The sequence below is a fragment of the Methylophaga muralis genome (assembly GCF_001720165.1).
Classification (GTDB): domain Bacteria; phylum Pseudomonadota; class Gammaproteobacteria; order Nitrosococcales; family Methylophagaceae; genus Methylophaga; species Methylophaga muralis.
Window position 1 is genome coordinate 1 of sequence record NZ_MCRI01000030.1, and the last position, 20933, is coordinate 20933.

Genomic DNA, 20933 nt, shown 5'->3' on the forward strand with positions numbered 1-20933 from the left:
CCACCCTAAAAGTCATTATGAAAAATGCGATATAACCACAGAACAAAGCTCACAAGTATCATTAATAATATTGGAGCAACACGATGAATTCCCAAAAAAAAGCCCCGCTAAGCGGGGCTTTCAAATCTAAGCTGAATCAGCTGATTTATTCTGCTTCTGCTGCAGTTGTCTCATGAACCGCTTTCATGCTCAAGCGAATACGGCCCTGGCGATCTACTTCCAAAACCTTCACTTCAATCATGTCACCTTCTGACAGTTTGTCGCTTACATTTTCCACACGCTCATCAGAGATTTGTGAAATATGCACCAGACCATCTTTACCCGGCAGAATGGTGACAAACGCACCAAAATCCATCAGTTTGGCAACACGGCCCTGGTAAATCTTGCCTACTTCGACTTCAGCAGTGATTTGCTCAATACGATGTAATGCATCCTGACCCGCATTGAAATCAGAAGAGAAAATCATCACCGTGCCATCATCTTGGATATCGATGGTCGCGCCGGTTTCTTCAGTGATTGCACGAATGGTCGCACCACCTTTACCGATAACATCACGGATTTTGTCAGCGTGAATTTTTACCGTGATAATGCGTGGGGCAAACTCTGACATTTCCTGACGGTGGGTTGAAATTACTGCATTCATTTTTTCCAGAATATGCAGACGGCCATCACGAGCTTGTGCCAGTGCGGTACGCATGATTTCTTCGTTGATACCTTCGATCTTGATATCCATTTGCAGTGCGGTAACGCCTTTTGCGGTACCTGCAACTTTAAAGTCCATATCACCCAGGTGATCTTCATCACCCAGAATATCGGTCAAAACGGCATAACCATCGGGCTCTTTAATCAGACCCATGGCAATACCGGCGACTGGTGCTTTAATCGGCACACCAGCATCCATTAATGCTAATGATGTACCACAAACGGAAGCCATTGAGCTTGAACCATTTGATTCAGTGATTTCTGAAACCACACGAACCACATACGGGAATTCTTCAGCCGTTGGCATAACCGCTTGAATACCGCGTTTAGCTAATTTGCCATGACCGATTTCACGACGTTTTGGTGAACCTACAAAGCCGGTTTCACCAACGCAGAATGGCGGGAAGTTGTAATGCAGCATGAAACGATCACGGTATTCACCTTCTACCGCGTCAATCATCTGTGCATCACGTTCAGCACCCAATGTTGCAACAACAATCGCCTGAGTTTCACCACGGGTAAACAAGGCAGAACCATGAACACGTGGTAATACTGTAGTTTCAACAAATACTGGGCGAACAGTTTTAGTATCACGACCATCGATACGTGGTTCACCGGCAATAATACGGCCACGAACCAGTTCTTTTTCTAATTTGCCAAACAAACCTTTAACATCATCAGCAGACCATTCACCCTCTTCGGTCACTAATGTATCTACAGCTGTTTGACGAATTTCGGCCAGTTGATCCTGACGTTGCATTTTGTCGCTGATCGCATAAGCGTTTTTAATGCCTTCAAATGCTTGTTCTTTAACTGCATTGTATAAACGATCATCTTTTTCCGGAGCAGTCCATTCCCAAGCCGGTTTACCAGCTTCAGCTTTCAGCTCTTCGATCAGTTTGATCGCAGTTTGCATTTGCTGATGACCGTACATCACAGAACCTAACATGACTTCTTCAGGCAGTTCAGAGGCTTCAGATTCAACCATCAATACGGCACTGACAGTACCGGCAACAACTAAATCCAACGAGCTGTTTGCTAACTGTTTCTTTGAAGGATTCAGAATGTAGTTACCATCAACATAACCTACGCGGGCGGCACCTAATGGACCATTAAACGGTAAGCCAGAAACAGCTAATGCTGCAGAAGCACCAATCATCGCCGGAATATCTGGATCAATTTCAGGATCCAAAGCCATTACGGTGGCAATAACCTGAACTTCGTTGATGAAACCTTTAGGAAACAATGGACGCAGTGGACGATCGATCAGACGGGATGTCAGAGTTTCTTTCTCGGAAGGACGTCCTTCACGTTTGAAGAAACCGCCAGGAATTTTACCGGCCGCGTAGGTGCGTTCTTGATAATTAACGGTTAATGGAAAGAAATCCTGTCCTGGATTAACATTTTTCTTACCGACGACAGTGACGAGCACTGCAGTTTCACCCAGACTGGCGATAATTGAACCACCTGCCTGACGCGCGATTTTTCCGGTTTCCAGGCTAAGCGTGTGCTCACCGAACTGAACTGTCTTTTTAACTGAATTCACTAGTATTTCCTTCTCTTGACAACACCAGCCACAAACCTTTTCATGACTGATTTATAAAAACGATAAACGCATAAATGAATATGCCCCTGAAACCGCGGGGGATTTCAGGGGCATATCAGTCAACGCATCAACCTTATGCCAATGCTATTGGCGCAGGCTCGATGAGTTGTTTTACAGACCACGTTGGGTAATTAGCGACGCAGACCTAAGTCAGCAATCAAATCACGGTAACGGGTAATGTCGGTTTTTTTCAGGTAGTCGAGCATTTTGCGACGACCACTAACCATTTTTAACAGACCTTGACGTGAATGATGGTCATGGGTGTTACTTTTGAAATGGTCTGAAAGATTCGTAATACGCGCGGTTAACAATGCAACTTGAACTTCAGCTGAACCAGTATCACCTTCTGTACGAGCGTATTTTTTAATAATTTCTTGTTTTTGTTCTGCAGTAATTGACATAAAAACTCCAACTTTTGTATAGCTTTTGCTATGAGTTAAATTCTGAAATAATCCAGCAAGTTAAACCAGACTACCCAACCTTTTAAGAGTGGCGAATTTTACCGGTTTTATCCGCTCTTCACAAGCGAGTTAAACCGTATCGCCAGTTACAAACAAGCGTTTTGCTGACACAGTGCCATCCAACGCTATTTCACCCAGACCGATAAATTGATCCTGATAATCAAATAAACGAACTTTTGCGCTTTGTCCCTGCGTTTCCGTTAATACGGTGCGTCCAAAACGCATATCGGCAGACATCTCAGCATCCAACCTTACCTCAGGCCATTCTGGCAAGGCTTCATGGGCGGGTAATAATTGGGTATCAAGGCCGGTAAAACCTTGCTGTTCGGCTAGTTCCTGTAACGTCTCCAGACTTAACGCTTGGGTTAAATCATAGCCAGCGGCATCGGTGCGTCTGAGCATAGTGACATGTCCACAACTGCCTAATGCAGCTGCAATATCCTGAACCAAGGTGCGTATATAAGTACCTTTGCTACAGGCAACCTGCAGCGTAAAACTTTCGGCATCACTCGCCAGAAGCTCAATACTGTAGATGGTAATAAGACGAGATTTACGCTCGATTTCAATACCTTGACGCGCCAGTTTATAAAGCGGTTGTCCCTGATGTTTTAACGCTGAAAACATGGGTGGGATCTGTTGTTGCTCACCGACAAAGTCCTGCAAAACTTTTTGCAGTTGTTCAACGGAATAGTCAGGGATATTTTGTTCGGCGATAACAGCACCGTCACTATCACCACTATCGGTAAGAACACCTAGCTGACAACGTACTTGATACTGTTTATCTGCATCGAGCAAATAAGTGGAGAGTTTGGTGGCTTCGCCAAGGCAAACAGGTAAAACACCCGTTGCTAGAGGATCAAGACTGCCAGTATGGCCTGCTTTGTTGGCGTTAAACAAACGTTTGACGCGTTGCAGAACATGATTGGAACTGAGCCCGGTTGGTTTATCGACAATCACGATACCGGTAATATCACGACCTTTTTTACTGCGTTTGGCCATCGACGAAACTCAATCTTTATCAGTTTCTGGGTCAGACTCTGGCTCGTCCTTAAGATCGGCATTGGCTTTGGAAATTAATTCATCCATATAAAAGCCATGTTCCAATGTGGTGTCATAACGGAATTGTAGTTCCGGCATGATGCGTAATTTCACCCGCTTTGCCAACGCACGGCGTAAGTACCCTGCCGCATTATTTAAACCTGCCAAACATTCTTTGGCCGCTTCTTCGGAATCAAAACCACTGAGTCGTGTGACATAGATACGCGCATATTTCAGGTCGGATGTCACATCGACATGTGACACCGTGACCATACTGACACGCGGATCAGCCAGGTCATGCTGAATCAGCAAGGCCAATTCACGCATCATGACCTCACTGATTCGATTTGTGCGACTAAATTCTCTTGCCATTAAAGACTCGGTTTCATCAGTACACGTTCAAAGACTTCGATTTGATCGCCCGGTTTAACGTCTTTGTAGTTTTTCACACCAATACCACATTCGGTACCGGCATTAACTTCATTAACATCATCTTTGAAACGACGCAGTGATTCGAGTTCACCTTCGTAAATAACTACGTTATCACGCAGAACACGAATTGGATTGTTACGTTTCACACTGCCTTCGAGCACCAAGCAACCAGCGATATCACCAAATTTTGGTGAGCTGAACACATCATCAACCCTGGCCAGACCAATAATTTCATCTTTATAGACAGGTTCAAGCATACCGGTCATGGCTTTGGTCACGACATCCAGCAAATCGTAAATGATGCTGAAATATTGAACATCCAGGCCTTTTTCAGCAATTACTTTACGCGCGGTATTATCAGCACGAACATTGAAACCGATCAAAATCGCATCAGAAGCAGCTGCCAATTGTGCGTCAGTTTCGTTAATACCACCGACACCTGAACCGATAACTCGAACCTGAACCATATCTGTCGACAGTTTCTGTAGACCTTGGCTAACCGCTTCAACTGAACCATGGACATCGCCTTTGATAACCACATTAAGGGTTTTCAAATCGCCAGCTTCCATTTTGTTGAACATATCATCCAACTTGGCAGCCTGTTGCTGAGCCATTTTCAGTTCACGAGCTTTGGTTTGACGGAAGCTGGCAATTTCTCTCGCCGTACGATCGTCTGGGGCAACCTGCAACTCATCACCTGAAGCCGGAGTTCCAGAAAGACCTAATAATTCAACTGGAGTCGAAGGACCGGCTTCATCCATTGGCTGACCATTTTCATTGAACAAGGCACGAACCCGGCCGAATTCCTGACCGACTACAACAATGTCACCTTTACGCAACGTGCCACGTTGAACCAGCACAGTAACCACAGTACCGCGGCCTTTATCAAGACGAGACTCAACAACCGTACCGTGTGCAGGACCTTTGACAGGCGCTGTCAATTCCATGACTTCAGCTTGCAGAGAAATTGCTTCAAGTAAATCTTCAACACCCATACCGGTTAGAGCTGAAACGGGCACAAACTGCACGTCACCACCCCAGTCTTCCGGTACGACTTCATGATTGGTTAATTCTTGCTTAACCCGATCCGGACTGGCATCAGGTTTATCCATTTTGTTTACCGCTACAATCAGCGTAGAACCAGCAGCTTTTGCATGTTGCACCGCTTCAATGGTCTGAGGCATAACGCCATCATCAGCTGCAACAACCAATACCACAATATCCGTAACTTTAGCACCACGTGAACGCATTTCAGTAAATGCCGCATGGCCTGGCGTATCCAGGAAGGTAACTTCACCACGGCTGGTTTCAACTTTATAAGCGCCGATATGCTGGGTAATACCACCGGCTTCACCAGAGGTCACTTTAGTACGACGGATGTAATCGAGCAGTGAGGTTTTACCGTGATCAACATGGCCCATAACAGTGACTACTGGAGCTCGCGGAACCGCTTCGCCGGTAATTTCAATTGACGTTTCTAAAGCCTGTTCAACTTCATTTTCCTGAACTGGTTTAGCAACATGGCCCATTTCTTCAACCAGAATAACAGCTGTATCTTGATCCAGCACTTGATTGATAGTGGCCATCGTGCCCATACCCATCAAAGCTTTAATTACTTCAGCAGCTTTCACTGACATACGTTGTGCTAAATCAGAGACTGAAATAGTATCCGGCACACTGACTTCACGGACAACCGGTGCGGTTGGGCGTGAAAAGCCATGTTCTGTCGAAGTTTCAACAGTAGTCGTTCTCTGTGATACACCTTTTTTCTTTTTACGACGACCTTTGCCTTCACTGACATGCAGTTCTTTGCGTTCAAACTCATCATCACGCTGGAAACGACCACGTTTTGCTGGTTTGTCTTTACTGGCAACGTGTTTTGCGTCTGCTTCTTTACGATCTGGTTTTTGCTCTTTAGCTTGTGCTTCAGCAGCTGCCAAACGTGCTTCTTCTTTGGCTTTTTCTAAAGCTTCTTCCTCTTCGCGGGCTTTTTTGCGGGCTTCGAGCGCTTTTTCAGCGTCGATTCTCGCAATATTTGCAGCACGACGTTTGGCATCGGCTTCTTCCAACTTTTTATGAGCGAGTTGAGAAGCTGTCAATTCTGGTTTAGCAGGTTGTTTTGTCGCCGGAGTAGGAGCAGATTGTTTTTCTTGTTTGGCTTTCGCTTCTTCTGCTAAGGCCCGTTGTTCTTCTTCTGCCGCTAATCGCGCTTCTTCAACCGCCAGTCTTTCAGCTTCAATAGCTGCAGCTACTGCAGCAGCTTCTCTTTCAGACTCTTCCTGCTCACGGCTGGTTTGTTCTTGTTGTTTACGCGCAATTTCCTGCAGACGTAGTTGTTCCTGACGAGAAACTTCTTCAGCATGCAGCTGTGCTTGAGATAAAACGGCTGGTTCTTCAACTGGAGCTACAGCAACCGCTTCAACATCAGTACGTTTTACAAAAGTCCTTTTTTTACGGACTTCCACGCTGACACTTTTACCAGCTTGCCGTGAAGTACCACCACCTAATTTAATTTCACTAACCGATTTACGTTTAAGTGTAATTTTTTTAGGCGATGCATCATTATCACCAGCCGATTTGCCATGTCTTTGCTGCAAAAATTGCAGAAGCGTCTGTTTTTGGTCTTCAGTGATCAAGTCATCTGGCTTGGAAACTTTAATTCCAGCTTCGTTAAGTTGATCTACTAAACGCTCAGGTGTGATACCGACTGTGTCGGCCAGGTCCTTAACCTTCATGTCACTCATTGGTTACTCCCCTGTTTCAGTTTGTTCGTCTGCAAACCATGATTCACGTGCTTTCATGATAAATGCGGCAGCTTGTTTTTCATCAATGCCACCAGCTTCTACCAATTCATCCACAGACTGATCTGCAAGATCATCAACCGTCATAACACCATGACTATTCAGTTTGGCAATTAACTCAGTGCTCATTCCAGGTATATCGTTCAATGTTTCGGCAGGAGAAGCATTTTCAATTTGCTCTTCACTGGCGATAGCTCTGGTCAACAACACATCTCTGGCACGTGAACGTAATTCGTTAACAATATCTGCATCAAATTCTTCGATATCAAGCATTTCTTGTTCTGGGACATATGCCACTTCTTCTAAAGAAGAGAAGCCTTCCTGGGCCAGAATCAACGCGACATCTTCATCAACATCCAGATCGGCCATAAAGGTTTGAATCAATGAGCTGATTTCGGTTTCGGCTTTTTGATCGGCATCCGATGCAGACATGACATTCAGTTCCCAACCAGTTAATTGGCTGGCAAGTCGGACATTCTGGCCACCACGACCAATAGCCTGTGATAACTGACCGTCTTCAACGGCGATGTCCATGCTGTGAGCATCTTCATCAACAACAATCGATAATACTTCTGCTGGCGCCATAGCATTAATAGCAAAGCGGGCGGGCTCTTCATCCCACAGGATAATGTCAACACGTTCACCAGCTAATTCATTGGTCACAGCTTGTACACGTGAACCACGCATACCAACACAAGCACCAACAGGATCAATTCGTGGCTCGTGAGCTAAAACAGCGATTTTGGCACGTAAACCAGGATCGCGGGCAGCACCCTTGATCTCAATCATGCCATCACCGATTTCAGGCACTTCCAGGCTGAATAGTTCAATCAACAATTCTGGTGCTACGCGACTGACAATCAGTTGTGGTCCACGCGCTTCCGAACGGATTTCTTTTAAATAGCCACGAACGCGATCACCACTGCGGAAGTTTTCACGCGGAATCATTTCTTCGCGAGGCAGTAATGCTTCAGCATTGCCACCTAAATCCAGCGTGACATTGCCGCGCTCGACTCGTTTAACTGTGCCGTGAATCATTTGGCCAAGTTTCTCGCGATACATATCGACGACTTGGGCGCGTTCGGCTTCGCGTACTTTTTGCACAATAACCTGTTTGGCAGTTTGTGCAGCAATACGGCCAAACTCAACTGATTCCATTGGTTCGCGGATATATCCACCGACTTGCGCATCGGCTTGTTTTTCTAGTGCATCGGATAATGTGATGTGGGTTTCTGAAGATTCAAAGTCGTCATCATTATCATCAACAATCAACCATTGACGGAATGTTTCATAGTTGCCAGTTTGGCGATCAATCGCAACATGCGCATCTATTTCCATTTCATAACGCTTACGGGTAGCCATCGCCAGTGCCGCTTCAATCGCCTGAAATATAACTTCTTTTCCCACGCCTTTTTCATTAGACATGGCATCAACAACCAGCAAAATTTCTTTATTATTCATCACGCCCCCAGTGGATCGATGCAAGCGATTGATCCAAAACTAAGTTTTTACATTAACAGCAAATAATACGCTTTTTCAGGCAACCAGTCGTGCTTTAGCCAACTTTGCCAATGGTAAGGCGTAAACCTCGCCATCTACTTCAATTAATACGTCACCATTATCAAAGCCATGCAATATACCGGTAAAATTCCGTCGACCATCCACCGGTAACTTAGTGGTGATTTTTGCTGGCGAACCAGTAAAACGGATAAAGTCACGTTCCTTGAATAAAGGACGATCAAATCCGGGGGAGGAAATTTCCAGGGAATAGGCTTTTTTGATGGGGTCTTCGACATCGAGAATGCCACTGACCTGATGACTGACGCGTTCGCAATCTTCAATGCCAATGCCTTGATCTGCATCGATATAGATTCGCAGCAGTGGATTTTGTCCACCCTGCATGTATTCCACACCGACCAGCTGGTATCCCAGCGACTCAATCGGTGCTTCAATTAGTTTTTCAATTTGATCAGATACGGCCATAGGCAAACAAATAAAAAAAAAGGGCCATTGGCCCAATTTTAACTCCACAAAAACAAAAACCCCAATTAGGGGTCCTGTCTTAACATTATTATTGGTAGCGGGGGCTGGATTTGAACCAACGACCTTCGGGTTATGAGCCCGACGAGCTACCAGGCTGCTCCACCCCGCACCTGACTAAGTCGCATACTATACACAGGATGCGACTTACCCGCAAGCCTGTTTGTTAATTCTCTTTCAGTTTCCGCGTTAAGGTATTGCGGCCCCAGCCCAATAATTTTGCGGCTTCCTGACGCTTGCCCGCCGTTTTCTCTAAAGCAACCTCCATCAACAGGTGTTCAATCATCGGAACCACATCTGCCAATACCCCTTCCTGACCACTTAATGCCTTGCTTGCTGCCCATTGACGGAACAGTTGCTGCCAATCGCCACCACTACGGCTTGACTCAACACTGGCATCGGCAGTGAGTTCCATTGGCAGATCATCCATCTGCACAACCTGACCTGGAGACATCACGGTCAGCCAGCGGGAGGTATTCTCCAGTTGTCTGACATTACCAGGCCATGGCAGCTGCGATAAGTAGCGTTCCACTTCAGGGGAAACACTCTTAACCCCCATATTAAGTTCGCGTGCTGCTTTGTTAAGAAAATAGGCCACCAATGCTGGAATATCTTCACGGCGTTCGCGTAATGATGGGATATGAATACGGATAACGTTTAATCGATGAAACAAATCTTCACGAAAATCCCCTCGTTCAACCTGCTGCTCCAGATTCTGATGCGTCGCAGCGATAATTCTCACATCGGCTTTTACCGGACTATGCCCGCCAACTCTGAAAAATTCTCCATCCGAAAGCACCCGCAACAAGCGGGTTTGCAGTTCAAGCGGCATGTCGCCAATTTCGTCTAGAAATAATGTACCGCCATCGGCTTGTTCAAAACGGCCTTTACGTTGAACATGTGCTCCGGTAAACGAGCCTTTTTCATGACCAAATAATTCTGATTCCAATAATTCTCTGGGAATAGCAGCCATATTTAACGCAATAAACGGTGACGCGCGACGCGGGCTATGCTTGTGCAAAGCGTGTGCGACCAACTCTTTACCCGTGCCCGATTCACCATTTATTAATACCGTGATGTTGGAACGTGCCAGACGACCAATAGCTCGAAACACTTCCTGCATCGCTGGCGCTTCGCCAATAATCTCACTGCCAATATTCATTTCACCAGCAGGGTTAGTATGCTGCTGACGATGATGAGTTATTGCCCGTTGAACTAAATCTACTGCTTCATCAACATCAAAGGGTTTAGGCAAATACTCAAAGGCGCCTCCTTCATAGACTGATACTGCGCTATCCAAATCTGAATAAGCCGTCATGATAATCACTGGCAAATCAGGCTGGTTTCGCTGGATTTCAGCAAGTAACTGTAATCCATCAAGTCCAGGCATGCGGATATCACTAACCAGCACATCTGGCGGTGTATCGGTGCCGCGTTTGAGTTGTTCTAAAACCAAATCTCCGCTTTCAAAGGCTTTGACAGAAATATCTACGGCTTCCAATGCCTTTTGTAATACCCATCGAATTGATCGGTCATCATCAACAATCCATGCTATCGCTTTAGCGCTCACGGTTTTAACTCCAAAGGAAAAATAATTGAGAATATGGTTTGGCCGGCATGGCTAGTACAACTAACTGTACCCGCATTACGCTGTACCAGATTCTGTACAAGATAAAGTCCAAGTCCGGTGCCGTCAGCTCTTCCCGTGACTAAGGGATAAAACAAGCTATCCTGTAATTGTTTGGGAATGCCCGGTCCGTTATCCTCGACTTCTATCAAAACACCTAATTTATGAAATCGCTTCTCTATGGTGAGATTACGTTGAATCCGAGTTCGTAAACGGATCACCCCAGCGCCATGCATCGCTTGCACCGCATTACGGACAATATTCAAAACAATCTGTATCAGCTGATCAAAATCCGCATACAACTCGGGAATACTGGGGTCGTAGTCGGCTATAAACTTTAGTCGTTCGTCTACCTCAATATCAACCAACTGCCGCACCCGTTGTAATACTTCATGAATATTTACTTGGTTTTTTTCTGATTGCTGATACGGTCCCAACATTCTTGTCATCAAGTTTTGCAGACGATCGGCTTCATTTATGATGATCTGGGTGTATTCCTTTAAATCATCAGAATCGAGTTGCCGCTCCAATAATTGCGCAGCACCTCTTAAACCACCCAGTGGATTTTTGATTTCGTGCGCCAATCCACGCACAACCTGTTGCTGGGTATGCAGATTTTCATCACGATTCACTCGTTGTTGATAATCCAATTGTGCCAGTTCAACCAACAATCGGGGTTCAGCAACATCTAACATTTTGATTGAACAATCAACCACTATTTCGCCGGCCGCTGGAAGAAACAACTGAATTTCTCGTTCAATTAACGCCTGTCCATTACTGATAACCCGACGCAATGACGTAAGTAAATGTGTTTCACCTGGTAGCAAGGTTTGAAAAGGAATGTGTTCAGCCTGGCGTTGGCTGATTTCAAACATAACTTCAGTTGCCGTGTTGATATAACAAACACGTAGATTTGTGTCGAGTACCAATATGGCGGTAGTCAGACTTTCCAGTACATCATTACTGGATAACTGTTCTATATTGATAAGTTTGTCATTTAAGTTCATGGCATGCCATTTGCAAAAAACGCTCCATTTGTAAGCACATTAGAAAACATAAAATTTAACGTGATGATTCCAATAGAAATAATTTAATTTTACTTATATGCAAATCAAGCAGAGGTATTATTTTGGGTATTTGGGAAGTCTAATTACGCCATTGTACGCTTCATTTTGGTGCACAAGGTTATTCAAGAAAACTTAGTTGGGATTCTGAGGGGGCGGAGTTGGGGCGTGGCCTGGTATGGTTGGATGACCCGGTGTTGATGGAAGGCTAGGAGTTGACGGAAAGCCCGGAGCTGAGGGAAGACTTGGTATTGAAGGATTGGCTGGAATTGTTGGTGCTCCAGTTCCTGGAGTATTATTTTGTTCGCGGCCTGGTTGCAGTAAGCTGCTCCGCTGCAAGTGAAAAGTTGTTGGTGCACTTTGAGCCAGGACTTCGCCAGACGCATTTAATACGACAGCTGAGAGTTGATGTGTTCCTCTATCAAGATTTTCCAGTAAGAAACTCAATTGAGGCATCGGCAGCCCCACAGGTAAACCATCGAGATAAAGCTGAATCCTATCACCACGTTCTGGTACCAATGCTGGGATAACCTGCAGATTCACTACTACATTGCCATTATTGACCCGAATACCAGCATCATCTTCAGGAGAAACGATAATCAACTGATAATTCGGTGCGGGTTCAGTTTGGTCTGTTTCCGATTGTTCCGTTGCTGTTTGTGTATCATCAGTAGTAAGGTCATTGCTGCCAGGTATTGCTACAGGGGTGTATATCATTGAGTGGCGCAGTTCAATCTTTTCGGCATTTTCAGTCGGCTGGTCTGAATAGACTTCGTTGCCGTTTTCATCAATCCATCGATAGATGTCACCGGCAACCGCGGTTCCCAAACCCACTAACATAAAAATAATAAATTTCATGAATAGGAATATAGGTTAGGGCTTTCAATTGTGCAACTGACAAACAAAAAAAACGCCTCCATAAAGGAGGCGTTTTGTGACTGCAATCAAAAATTTACAGGCTGTAGTACAGATCAAACTCGGCAGGATGAGTTTCCATACGCAGACGAGTAACTTCTTCCATCTTCAACGCGATATAGCCATCAATCATGTCATCAGTGAATACGCCGCCTTCGGTCAAGAAAGCACGATCTTTGTCCAGCTCCGCCAATGCTTGATCCAGCGCATGGCAAACTTTTGGAATCGCTGCATCTTCTTCTGGTGGCAAATCGTATAAATCTTTATCCATTGCATCGCCAGGGTGGATCTTGTTTTTAATACCATCCAGACCCGCCATCATCATTGCACTGAACGCTAAGTATGGGTTAGCAGATGGATCAGGGAAACGGACTTCGATACGACGTCCTTTTGGATTGCTGACAAAAGGAATACGGATAGAGGCGCTACGATTACGCGCTGAATAAGCCAACATAACTGGTGCTTCAAAACCAGGGACCAAACGTTTGTAGCTGTTTGTACCCGGGTTAGTGAAAGCATTTAATGCTTTAGCATGTTTGATGATACCGCCAATGTAGAACAAGGCCGTTTCAGACAAACCACCGTACTTGTTACCAGTAAACAGGTTTTCACCATCTTTGGCCAACGATTGGTGAACGTGCATACCGCTACCGTTATCACCAACTAAAGGTTTTGGCATAAAGGTCGCTGTTTTGCCATAAGCATGTGCAACGTTTTGCACGACATATTTCAGGATTTGAACTTCGTCGGCTTTTTTAACCAAGGTGTTGAATTTAGTACCGATTTCACATTGTCCCGCAGTCGCCACTTCATGATGGTGAACTTCAGTAACCAAGCCCATTTCTTCCATGGTCAAACACATGGCTGAACGGATGTCTTGTAGTGAATCAACTGGCGGCACTGGGAAATAACCACCTTTTACGCTTGGGCGGTGACCTTTGTTACCATCAGGGAATACTTTTTCGGTGTTCCATGAAGATTCATTTGAATCGATTTTGTAGAAAGAACCGGAGATATCACTACCCCAACGAACATCATCAAGAATGAAGAATTCTGGTTCAGGACCAAAGTAAGCAGTATCTGCCAAACCGGTAGAAGCAAGGTAAGCTTCTGCACGTTTTGCAACGCTACGTGGGTCACGCTCATAGCCTTGCATGGTCGCTGGCTCAACGATATCGCAACGAACGATCAACGTTGTATCATCCATAAATGGATCCAAAACGGCTGTCGAAGCATCTGGCATCAGAATCATGTCTGATTCGTTGATACCTTTCCAACCTGCAACAGATGAACCATCAAACATCACACCTTCTGAGAAAGTATCTTCATCAATTGAATGGGCAGGGTAAGAAACGTGCTGCTCTTTACCACGCGTGTCGGTGAAACGGAAATCAAGGAATTTAACGTCCTCGTCCTTAATCAACTGAAGCACATTTTCGACTGACATTTATAATCTCCAAAATTGAAAAAACTGCACACCTTGGTGCAAAAAACTCACTCGCTAATACAGCACAAACCTTGCCAACTAATCTGTCCTATAAAATCAACCATTTGAGTGCAACCATCAACAACAACTGCATCAAAATGGTGCAAACTCTTTTACTTATGCACAAAAAAGGTGCTACGCACCAACACGGACCGTAATAGTGATCTCATCCCCCTCTTCCACGGACTCCACAATTTGATGTCCATGGATTCTGGCCCAAGCCGGAATATCACTTAATGCTCCAGGATCGGTGCAAATTACTTTTAGAAGATCTCCTGAAGATAATTCAGCTACTTTATTCTGCGTTTTGATTACTGGCAAGGGACATAACAGTCTTCTTGCATCTAATTCGAGTTGCTTCACACGTACCACTCCTGTGGAACATGTCCTACATTGATAGGCCGGGTTTGAATATGTTTGGGTGGTTTGTCTGGAACAGTAATCTCCACCTCAACTTCATCAGCATGTCGACCTTGGCCAAAACGCGCAACAATGGATGCTGCCAGTGGAAAATCCTGCTGTTCAATATCGCCATCAATAATTGCCATAGGCCCATTATGGCTGGTGGAATACAGACTGATAAACTGTTTGCGATAGCCTTCAAGAAACTTACTTTCACCCGCATCACGGGCGATGATCATTTTAAAATCTGCTTTCGGTCGAATATGTCGGCCAACTTTCAACAACATAATGTCATCCAGTTCATATTCCCGGCTATTTCTGGCTTGCCACAAATCTACCAACTTGCTGGAGTAACTTTCGTCGGTTAGAAAACAACAGCCGCCGGCGGGAGTAGCAAAATCATCGAAACCAAATTGTTTTGCCAATGCGATTTGCGGCTTACGATTTCGACCATGAAAACCAAAAAGCTGATCCCGATCAACCCAGCCTTCACGCTCTGGTTTAGTGGGCTGCAAATTCTTGGCGCATAAAGGACGTAACAGCAGATCATCAGCACCGGATTCCGCTGCCACAATTGGCATAGTCCGTTTTAATTGGGATTTAGGCCTCTGACCGATTACTTCACCGGTGATAATGAAATCAAACCCGCGCATATGGTTTTGTTTTACCCATTCAACTGCTTTTTTGACCATAAAGATCTTACAGTCAAGACAGGGATTCATATTGCTACCATAGCCATGCTTGGGATTAAGCAACACATCTTTGTATTCTTCAATGACATCAATGATGTGTAACTTTATGCCCAGCTGTTCGGCAACCCATAACGCGTTATTACGTTTCTGTTTGTCTTTATGCTGATTACGAATCGCGTGGGTATGGCCTTCGACGCAAAATCCGGTAAAAAAATTGATGCCTTCAACTTCAATGCCCTGCTCTTGCATCACTCGCACTGCCAGCATTGAATCCAGACCACCGGAGATCAATGCAACAGCTTTGTGCGATGAACTCATTAAGCTGTTCCCCCGACAGTTAATGCATCAATTTTCAGCGTTGGTTGGCCCACGCCCACGGGCACGCTTTGTCCCTCTTTTCCACAATTACCAATGCCTGAGTCCAACTCGAGATCATCGGCCACCATGCTGATACGATTCATTACTTCCGGACCATTGCCAATCAACGTCGCCCCTTTTACCGGACGAGTCACTTTGCCATTTTCAATCAGATACGCTTCACTGCTGGAAAACACAAACTTGCCGGAGGTAATGTCGACCTGCCCACCGCCAAAATTCACCGCATAAATGCCTTTTTCAACCGAAGCAATTATCTCTTCGGCCTTGTGTTGTCCGGCCAACATGTATGTATTGGTCATACGAGGCATCGGCAGATGCGCATATGATTCCCGGCGTCCATTACCGGTACTACGCATTCCCATTAAACGGGCATTTAGTTTGTCCTGCATATAGCCAGTCAATCGGCCATTTTCGATCAATGTGGTGAATTCGGTTGGCGTACCTTCATCATCAATGGTCAGCGAACCGCGTCTATCCGACAATGTGCCATCATCTACCACCGTGCATAATGGTGACGCTACTTGTTCACCAATTTTGCCGGAAAAAGCCGATGTAGCCCGGCGATTAAAGTCACCTTCCAAGCCATGACCGACAGCTTCATGCAATAACACGCCGGGCCAGCCCGAGGCTAACACTACCGGCATCGTTCCAGCCGGTGCATCAACTGCATCAAGATTAACCAAAGCCTGCCGAACCGCCTCTTTAGCAAACTCAACTGCTAAATCATTATCCACAAAATATTGATAATCCAGACGACGACCACCACCCGCGCTGCCACGTTCCCGACGTCCTTTTGACTCAACAATCACGCTGACATTCATCCGGATTAATGGTCGGATATCCGCGGCATAGGTGCCATCGCTGGCAGCAATCAAGATATGTTCAAGACTGCCCGCCAGACTTACGGTGACTTGTGTGACACGCGGATCAGCGGCGCGTGCATAAGCATCAGCTTCGCGTAGCAGGTTTAATTTTGTTTGGGTGTCCATGCCTAAGATAGGATCAAGCTCTGGATAGAAGGCTGCTGCATTCACCATTTTTCGAGCATCAACCTGTTTTTGCTGTCCATGTTTTACCACGGCACTGGCTGCATGAGTGGCTTCCAGCAGTGATTTCAAACTCAGATCATCCGAGTAAGCAAATCCGGTTTTCTCACCACTACAGGCACGAACACCTACACCTTGCTCAAGATGATAACCACCATCTTTAATGATGCCGTCATCCATCAGCCAGTTTTCCCCGCGCGAACGCTGGAAATACAAATCAGCAAAATCAACACCGGGACGCATGGCACTCGATAATGCCCGCTCAATATCCTGCGATTGCAGATCAGCAGGCATAAGGATGTGTTGTTCCAATTGTTCAAATAGAGAGTTTGTCATTGTATTTGGACTACGCGGCAAAATGACAATCTTAGCAGATCATAGGGCCTATTGATCTTTCATAGCCGCTTACATTGGAAATGAAAGGTGACTAGACTTAGGGTGTTTCTGGGCGATTCAGCGACAGATCAGGCTCATCCCAAGTGCCAGTAAGTCTATAGCGATAACTGATCATATCGACCAAATCCCGATCAAATAGTCGACCAGCTATTCGGTCAACCAGATAGATAGCGGTACCAACACCAAGCCCTACCGGACCGCCCGCAACTGCGCCGGCAAGTGGCAAGGTTGAGGACACCTTCGGTGTCACTACAACAGTTTGATGATAGGTTCGGTCAACAATATTAATGGGACCGGAGACATCAATAGTGGCACTTTCCCCGCGCATGGTTAAGTTATTGGTGACAGCCAGGCCATTAGCGAAATCAAAATCGCCACTGATTTGCCGGAACGCAAAACCTTTACCAAAAAAATCACTGAAATCTAAAGCCAGACGACGAGGTATGGCGGCAAAACTCATCAAACCAAATATTCTTCCGGCTGCTCCCGGTTCTACGTCAACCAACTGACCATTATTGACTTGAAGATTCAGCTTACCTTGTAGCTCAGCCAAAGACAGATTCAATGGCTCATCAGGCCAACTGAACTGTCCCGTCACATTGACTTGATTCGATTGAACCGCGGGTTGATAACCTAAATCCATAAACAAGCCAGCCAGATCATTACTGCTGAGCTGTAAATTTAATTGGCTGTTATCTGCGGATTCACTTTTTTGCCAAACACCGTCCAAATTGGCCTGTAACACGGCTGACTGCAGAGTGGCATTTTCCAATACCCAGCGATTACCTTGCTGAAGTGCTTTAGCTTGCACTCTTCCTAATTGCATGCCGTCGACAGTCAAATTATCAATATTCAACTGAAAACTGGGCCACAAGTCTGAACTGAATTTTTTACGGCCAGCGTTATCATTGCTAGATGCCGGTAATTGCAGGTCTACAAAATCAAAATGCAAGGTGGGTAATAATGTGGCATCCATTGGCCAACGAATATCACCACGTAATTGTCTGGACTGGATTTCCAGCTGCCATATTTGATTTCTTTGAAACGCTTTTGACTGCACATCGCTCAGCGTCCACTGATTAAACTGCAGGCTATCAGCCGCTAATTCAATTTCTACGGCAGGCCAGTTATCGGTATTTTCAGTAGCAGGCAAATCTGCCAACCATTGTTGCTGCCACTGTGTCCAATCCGATATGGATAATTCGTTAAAACGTCCTCTTAAGCGAATGCCCGAAGTCGGTAACTGCGGGTCAGCTATGCCAATCGTTATTTCTGCTCTTGCAGGATCCTGTACAAGCCAGAGAGCATGCAATGTATCGTCATAATTTACGTGGATAAGCGATCGCTGCTGAGGATCTTGGTCTAATCGTATGTTAAGTAGACGACTTTCTGTTGCCGTTTTTCCAAGCGGTTCTGGTGCATCAATGGTTAAACCGGTTAATTCTGAAGTGACCTGTATATCGGTTTCAAAATCGCCCATCGATTTTTCACGAATTTCAATATCTGCCTGATAACGTGTAATGCCCCGAACAAAGCCAGGCATTTCACCTTGCCATAATTCAGCGAGTTGCAGGACATCTACCTCACCTTTTGCTGTCACCAGGGTTGATTCTGCTTGTGGAATAACATCCACTGTCACTGGTCGAGAAAAAACAGTTGCAGTAATGGCTTGTGCATTGACACCATCATTATTGAAAAACAACTTTCCTTTAACATCTTCAATAGGCATGCCCGGCAAGGTTTCCAAACTTAACTGGCTGCTCTCAAAACTGACATATCCTTCAACATCAGTTGCATCAGGATCAAGTAGTGGAATTTTCAGTTTTAAGTCGATATTGCTATTGCCCTGAGCTTTTACCCAATTAGTGATCTCTCCATAACGCGGACTTAAAGGACTGGCCTGTAAAAAGCCGAGTGCATCAAGAGTGCTGCCCGATAAAAAGCCTTTTAAGTCTAATACCGGTTTTCCTTGGTAAACATTATTGATATCGGCTTTAACATCAACAAAATTGAAACCCGCAATCTTTCCCGAACGCGGCAAAATTTTCAGATTATTACCGCTACTAAGCACTTGCCCGTTGATAGACTCCAGCATTGGCCACCCCTCACCATAATTCAGGCCGACATCCACCACATTTAAGGCAAACTCAAATTCATTTGCTGAATCGTCATCTTTAAATGGAAACTCAGACAAGTCACCTTTTAAGCGAAGCGTTCCAGTTTCGATCTGTCCACTGGTATAGGCATCTTCGGCCCAGGCAAGATAAGCAGGATCTAAAATAGAACGTGGCACATAGGTCAACCATTTAGCGACCGCCACATCGAGCATTTGCATATCGATATCAGCCAATGTGCTATCACTTTGTTGTTCAATACCGATTTTGCCACGCAAGCTCAGATCGTTATTCCAGATGTTCATTTCTGAAAGTTTGAATTGCCAATGATCTTCATCCTGTTGCCAGTCAATATTTGCTTCGGCTACATCAAAGTAAATGGCTTCTGGTAACCAGCTCGGAGCAAATATCGTTAAGTTTCGACTGTTTACCAACACTTTTGCATAGCTTGGCTCCCATTCAACTTGCAAACTGAGCCCGGTTACCCCAGGAATATCTTCAACAGGCTGACTGGCAAACTCATCCACCAGCATTTTCACCGATAGCAATTCATTTTGATTATTCAGTTGTAGCTGTAGCTCTCGAATATCGCCAGCCGGTTGATATTGTGTTAAAAATTCTGGTGCGGTCTGACTCAGTAGTGCCAGTGCAGTTGCATCACTAAGCCGCAAATAACTGCTTTCAGCTTCCCAGCCTTGTTCGCTTGAAAATTGCAGATTGAACGTTGACTGCGGCCAACTATCGCCTTCAATCGTTAACTGAATGGGATTGGCATTTAATTGCCATGCTGCAGCATCGCCTTGCCAATTAAATTGTCCAGAAATGGCATCAATGTTTAAAGGTTCAACGTCCGGTTTATTCAAATTTGCCAGACTCACATCACTGAACTGAACTTGGCCTCGCCATTGTTTTTTCACTATTGAACTAGTATCTATCGTGATATCAGCACGACCACGTAACAATGAAACATCATCCAGTTGTTTATCCTGCAACAGAGCCGCAAGTTGCAATTGGCTGGCATCGAGTTCATCAATCTGCCAACTCGCTAAGCCATCAGCAGTTAATACAGCATCAACCGTAAAACTAAGTTGCTGCCCCAAATGATTCGGCAGCTGAACATCGCCTATCAGTTTGGACTTTTTAGCCTGGATAAAGGCCAACTGGTTAACTTGATAGAGACCACTGAATTGAGGCTGCAGCAAGTCTTCAAATTGGATTTCAGCCGACAGCAATTCAATATCGCGCCAAGACTTTAGTTGTTCAAGCCAATCAATCTCAGAATCAACCAAGTTCTCGTTGGCTGTTTTACCTTGCAGGCCAATCAAACTGATAGTGCCGTCGGGGCTACGTTGAATGCCCAGTTTAAGACCGGATAAACGCGCTGAATCAACGACCAGTTGCCGTTGTTGCAAACTCGCGATCAAATCCAGACCAATATAAAGTTCTTTGGCAGTGAACAACTCCTCGACATTCGGCTCAGCCTGCATCACCGCAATATCGGTCACCATCAATTTTGGAAATAAATCAAACCAGTAGAGGCCGGCTTCGCCGATTTGAATTGGATAACCGGTTTTCTCGGTTGCCCAGGCTGCAATTTCATCTTTACGTTCAGCAATTGCGCTGGATAGCCAGTACGCCAATCCAAAACATACCAGCAGTACCACCACGAGCAAGGCCGTAATGTTGGTCACTTGTCTGCCAACAATGTGCAGACTGCGATGCAGTAGTGCCAC

At 45.3% G+C, this 20933-nt stretch carries 15 protein-coding genes and 1 tRNA gene; all 16 read right to left on the reverse strand.

Annotated elements, in window-relative coordinates; translation table 11 throughout:
* Positions 1 to 145 precede the first annotated feature (145 nt).
* The 16 genes from pnp to A9E74_RS10875 all read right to left on the reverse strand — a co-directional run bounded on the left by pnp (position 146) and on the right by A9E74_RS10875 (position 20933).
* Entirely contained in the window at positions 146 to 2248 is a 2103-nt protein-coding gene (gene pnp, locus A9E74_RS10800; protein WP_069296633.1) for a polyribonucleotide nucleotidyltransferase, read from the reverse strand.
* A 191-nt stretch (positions 2249 to 2439) separates the two neighbouring features.
* On the reverse strand, positions 2440 to 2709 hold the full coding sequence (gene rpsO, locus A9E74_RS10805; protein WP_069296634.1) for a 30S ribosomal protein S15: 270 nt from the start codon (positions 2707 to 2709) through the stop codon (positions 2440 to 2442).
* 129 nt (positions 2710 to 2838) lie between these two features.
* Positions 2839 to 3768, reverse strand: a complete 930-nt coding sequence (truB, locus tag A9E74_RS10810; protein ID WP_069296635.1) for a tRNA pseudouridine(55) synthase TruB — start codon at positions 3766 to 3768, stop codon at positions 2839 to 2841.
* 9 nt (positions 3769 to 3777) lie between these two features.
* Positions 3778 to 4179, reverse strand: coding sequence for a 30S ribosome-binding factor RbfA (rbfA, locus tag A9E74_RS10815; protein ID WP_069296636.1), 402 nt, complete (start codon positions 4177 to 4179; stop codon positions 3778 to 3780).
* On the reverse strand, positions 4179 to 6983 hold the full coding sequence (gene infB / locus A9E74_RS10820) for a translation initiation factor IF-2 (protein ID WP_069296637.1): 2805 nt from the start codon (positions 6981 to 6983) through the stop codon (positions 4179 to 4181). Before infB ends, rbfA begins: the two co-directional genes overlap by 1 nt.
* 3 nt (positions 6984 to 6986) lie before the next feature.
* A complete protein-coding gene (nusA, locus tag A9E74_RS10825) occupies positions 6987 to 8501 on the reverse strand; it encodes a transcription termination factor NusA (RefSeq protein WP_069296638.1) in 1515 nt (504 codons plus the stop codon).
* A gap of 75 nt (positions 8502 to 8576) precedes the next feature.
* Positions 8577 to 9023: a ribosome maturation factor RimP gene (gene rimP / locus A9E74_RS10830; RefSeq protein ID WP_069296657.1), complete on the reverse strand. Its 447-nt coding sequence runs from the start codon at positions 9021 to 9023 to the stop codon at positions 8577 to 8579.
* 92 nt (positions 9024 to 9115) lie between these two features.
* Positions 9116 to 9192 (reverse strand) — tRNA-Met (locus A9E74_RS10835).
* A 54-nt stretch (positions 9193 to 9246) separates the two neighbouring features.
* Complete coding sequence (gene ntrC / locus A9E74_RS10840; RefSeq protein ID WP_069296639.1) at positions 9247 to 10650, reverse strand: nitrogen regulation protein NR(I); 1404 nt, start codon at positions 10648 to 10650, stop codon at positions 9247 to 9249.
* The gene (gene glnL, locus A9E74_RS10845) at positions 10647 to 11714 is read right to left on the reverse strand and encodes a nitrogen regulation protein NR(II) (protein ID WP_069296640.1); all 1068 of its coding nucleotides are present in this window, start codon (positions 11712 to 11714) and stop codon (positions 10647 to 10649) included. Before glnL ends, ntrC begins: the two co-directional genes overlap by 4 nt.
* A 192-nt stretch (positions 11715 to 11906) precedes the next feature.
* Positions 11907 to 12629 (reverse strand): DUF4124 domain-containing protein, encoded by a 723-nt coding sequence (locus A9E74_RS10850; RefSeq protein ID WP_069296641.1) that lies wholly within the window; start codon positions 12627 to 12629, stop codon positions 11907 to 11909.
* A gap of 94 nt (positions 12630 to 12723) precedes the next feature.
* A complete protein-coding gene (glnA, locus tag A9E74_RS10855; RefSeq protein WP_069296642.1) occupies positions 12724 to 14133 on the reverse strand; it encodes a glutamate--ammonia ligase in 1410 nt (469 codons plus the stop codon).
* Between the two features lie 174 nt (positions 14134 to 14307).
* A complete protein-coding gene (locus A9E74_RS10860) occupies positions 14308 to 14535 on the reverse strand; it encodes a sulfurtransferase TusA family protein (RefSeq protein WP_069296643.1) in 228 nt (75 codons plus the stop codon).
* Positions 14532 to 15584, reverse strand: coding sequence for a tRNA (5-methylaminomethyl-2-thiouridylate)-methyltransferase (locus tag A9E74_RS10865; RefSeq protein ID WP_069296644.1), 1053 nt, complete (start codon positions 15582 to 15584; stop codon positions 14532 to 14534). Before A9E74_RS10865 ends, A9E74_RS10860 begins: the two co-directional genes overlap by 4 nt.
* The gene (gene tldD / locus A9E74_RS10870; RefSeq protein WP_069296645.1) at positions 15584 to 17026 is read right to left on the reverse strand and encodes a metalloprotease TldD; all 1443 of its coding nucleotides are present in this window, start codon (positions 17024 to 17026) and stop codon (positions 15584 to 15586) included. Before tldD ends, A9E74_RS10865 begins: the two co-directional genes overlap by 1 nt.
* A 97-nt stretch (positions 17027 to 17123) precedes the next feature.
* Positions 17124 to 20933 carry a YhdP family protein gene (locus A9E74_RS10875; protein WP_069296646.1) on the reverse strand — a complete coding sequence of 1270 codons (3810 nt, stop codon included), beginning with the start codon at positions 20931 to 20933 and terminating at the stop codon, positions 17124 to 17126.

What these genes read in the sequence shown, in the direction of transcription:
- rpsO (WP_069296634.1), bottom strand. Translation starts at nt 2,709, where the DNA reads ATGTCAATTACTGCAGAACAAAAACAAGAAATTATTAAAAAATACGCT.
- truB (WP_069296635.1), bottom strand. Translation starts at nt 3,768, where the DNA reads ATGGCCAAACGCAGTAAAAAAGGTCGTGATATTACCGGTATCGTGATT.
- rbfA (WP_069296636.1), bottom strand. Translation starts at nt 4,179, where the DNA reads ATGGCAAGAGAATTTAGTCGCACAAATCGAATCAGTGAGGTCATGATG.
- infB (WP_069296637.1), bottom strand. Translation starts at nt 6,983, where the DNA reads ATGAGTGACATGAAGGTTAAGGACCTGGCCGACACAGTCGGTATCACA.
- nusA (WP_069296638.1), bottom strand. Translation starts at nt 8,501, where the DNA reads ATGAATAATAAAGAAATTTTGCTGGTTGTTGATGCCATGTCTAATGAA.
- rimP (WP_069296657.1), bottom strand. Translation starts at nt 9,023, where the DNA reads ATGGCCGTATCTGATCAAATTGAAAAACTAATTGAAGCACCGATTGAG.
- glnL (WP_069296640.1), bottom strand. Translation starts at nt 11,714, where the DNA reads ATGAACTTAAATGACAAACTTATCAATATAGAACAGTTATCCAGTAAT.
- A9E74_RS10850 (WP_069296641.1), bottom strand. Translation starts at nt 12,629, where the DNA reads ATGAAATTTATTATTTTTATGTTAGTGGGTTTGGGAACCGCGGTTGCC.
- glnA (WP_069296642.1), bottom strand. Translation starts at nt 14,133, where the DNA reads ATGTCAGTCGAAAATGTGCTTCAGTTGATTAAGGACGAGGACGTTAAA.
- A9E74_RS10865 (WP_069296644.1), bottom strand. Translation starts at nt 15,584, where the DNA reads ATGAGTTCATCGCACAAAGCTGTTGCATTGATCTCCGGTGGTCTGGAT.
- tldD (WP_069296645.1), bottom strand. Translation starts at nt 17,026, where the DNA reads ATGACAAACTCTCTATTTGAACAATTGGAACAACACATCCTTATGCCT.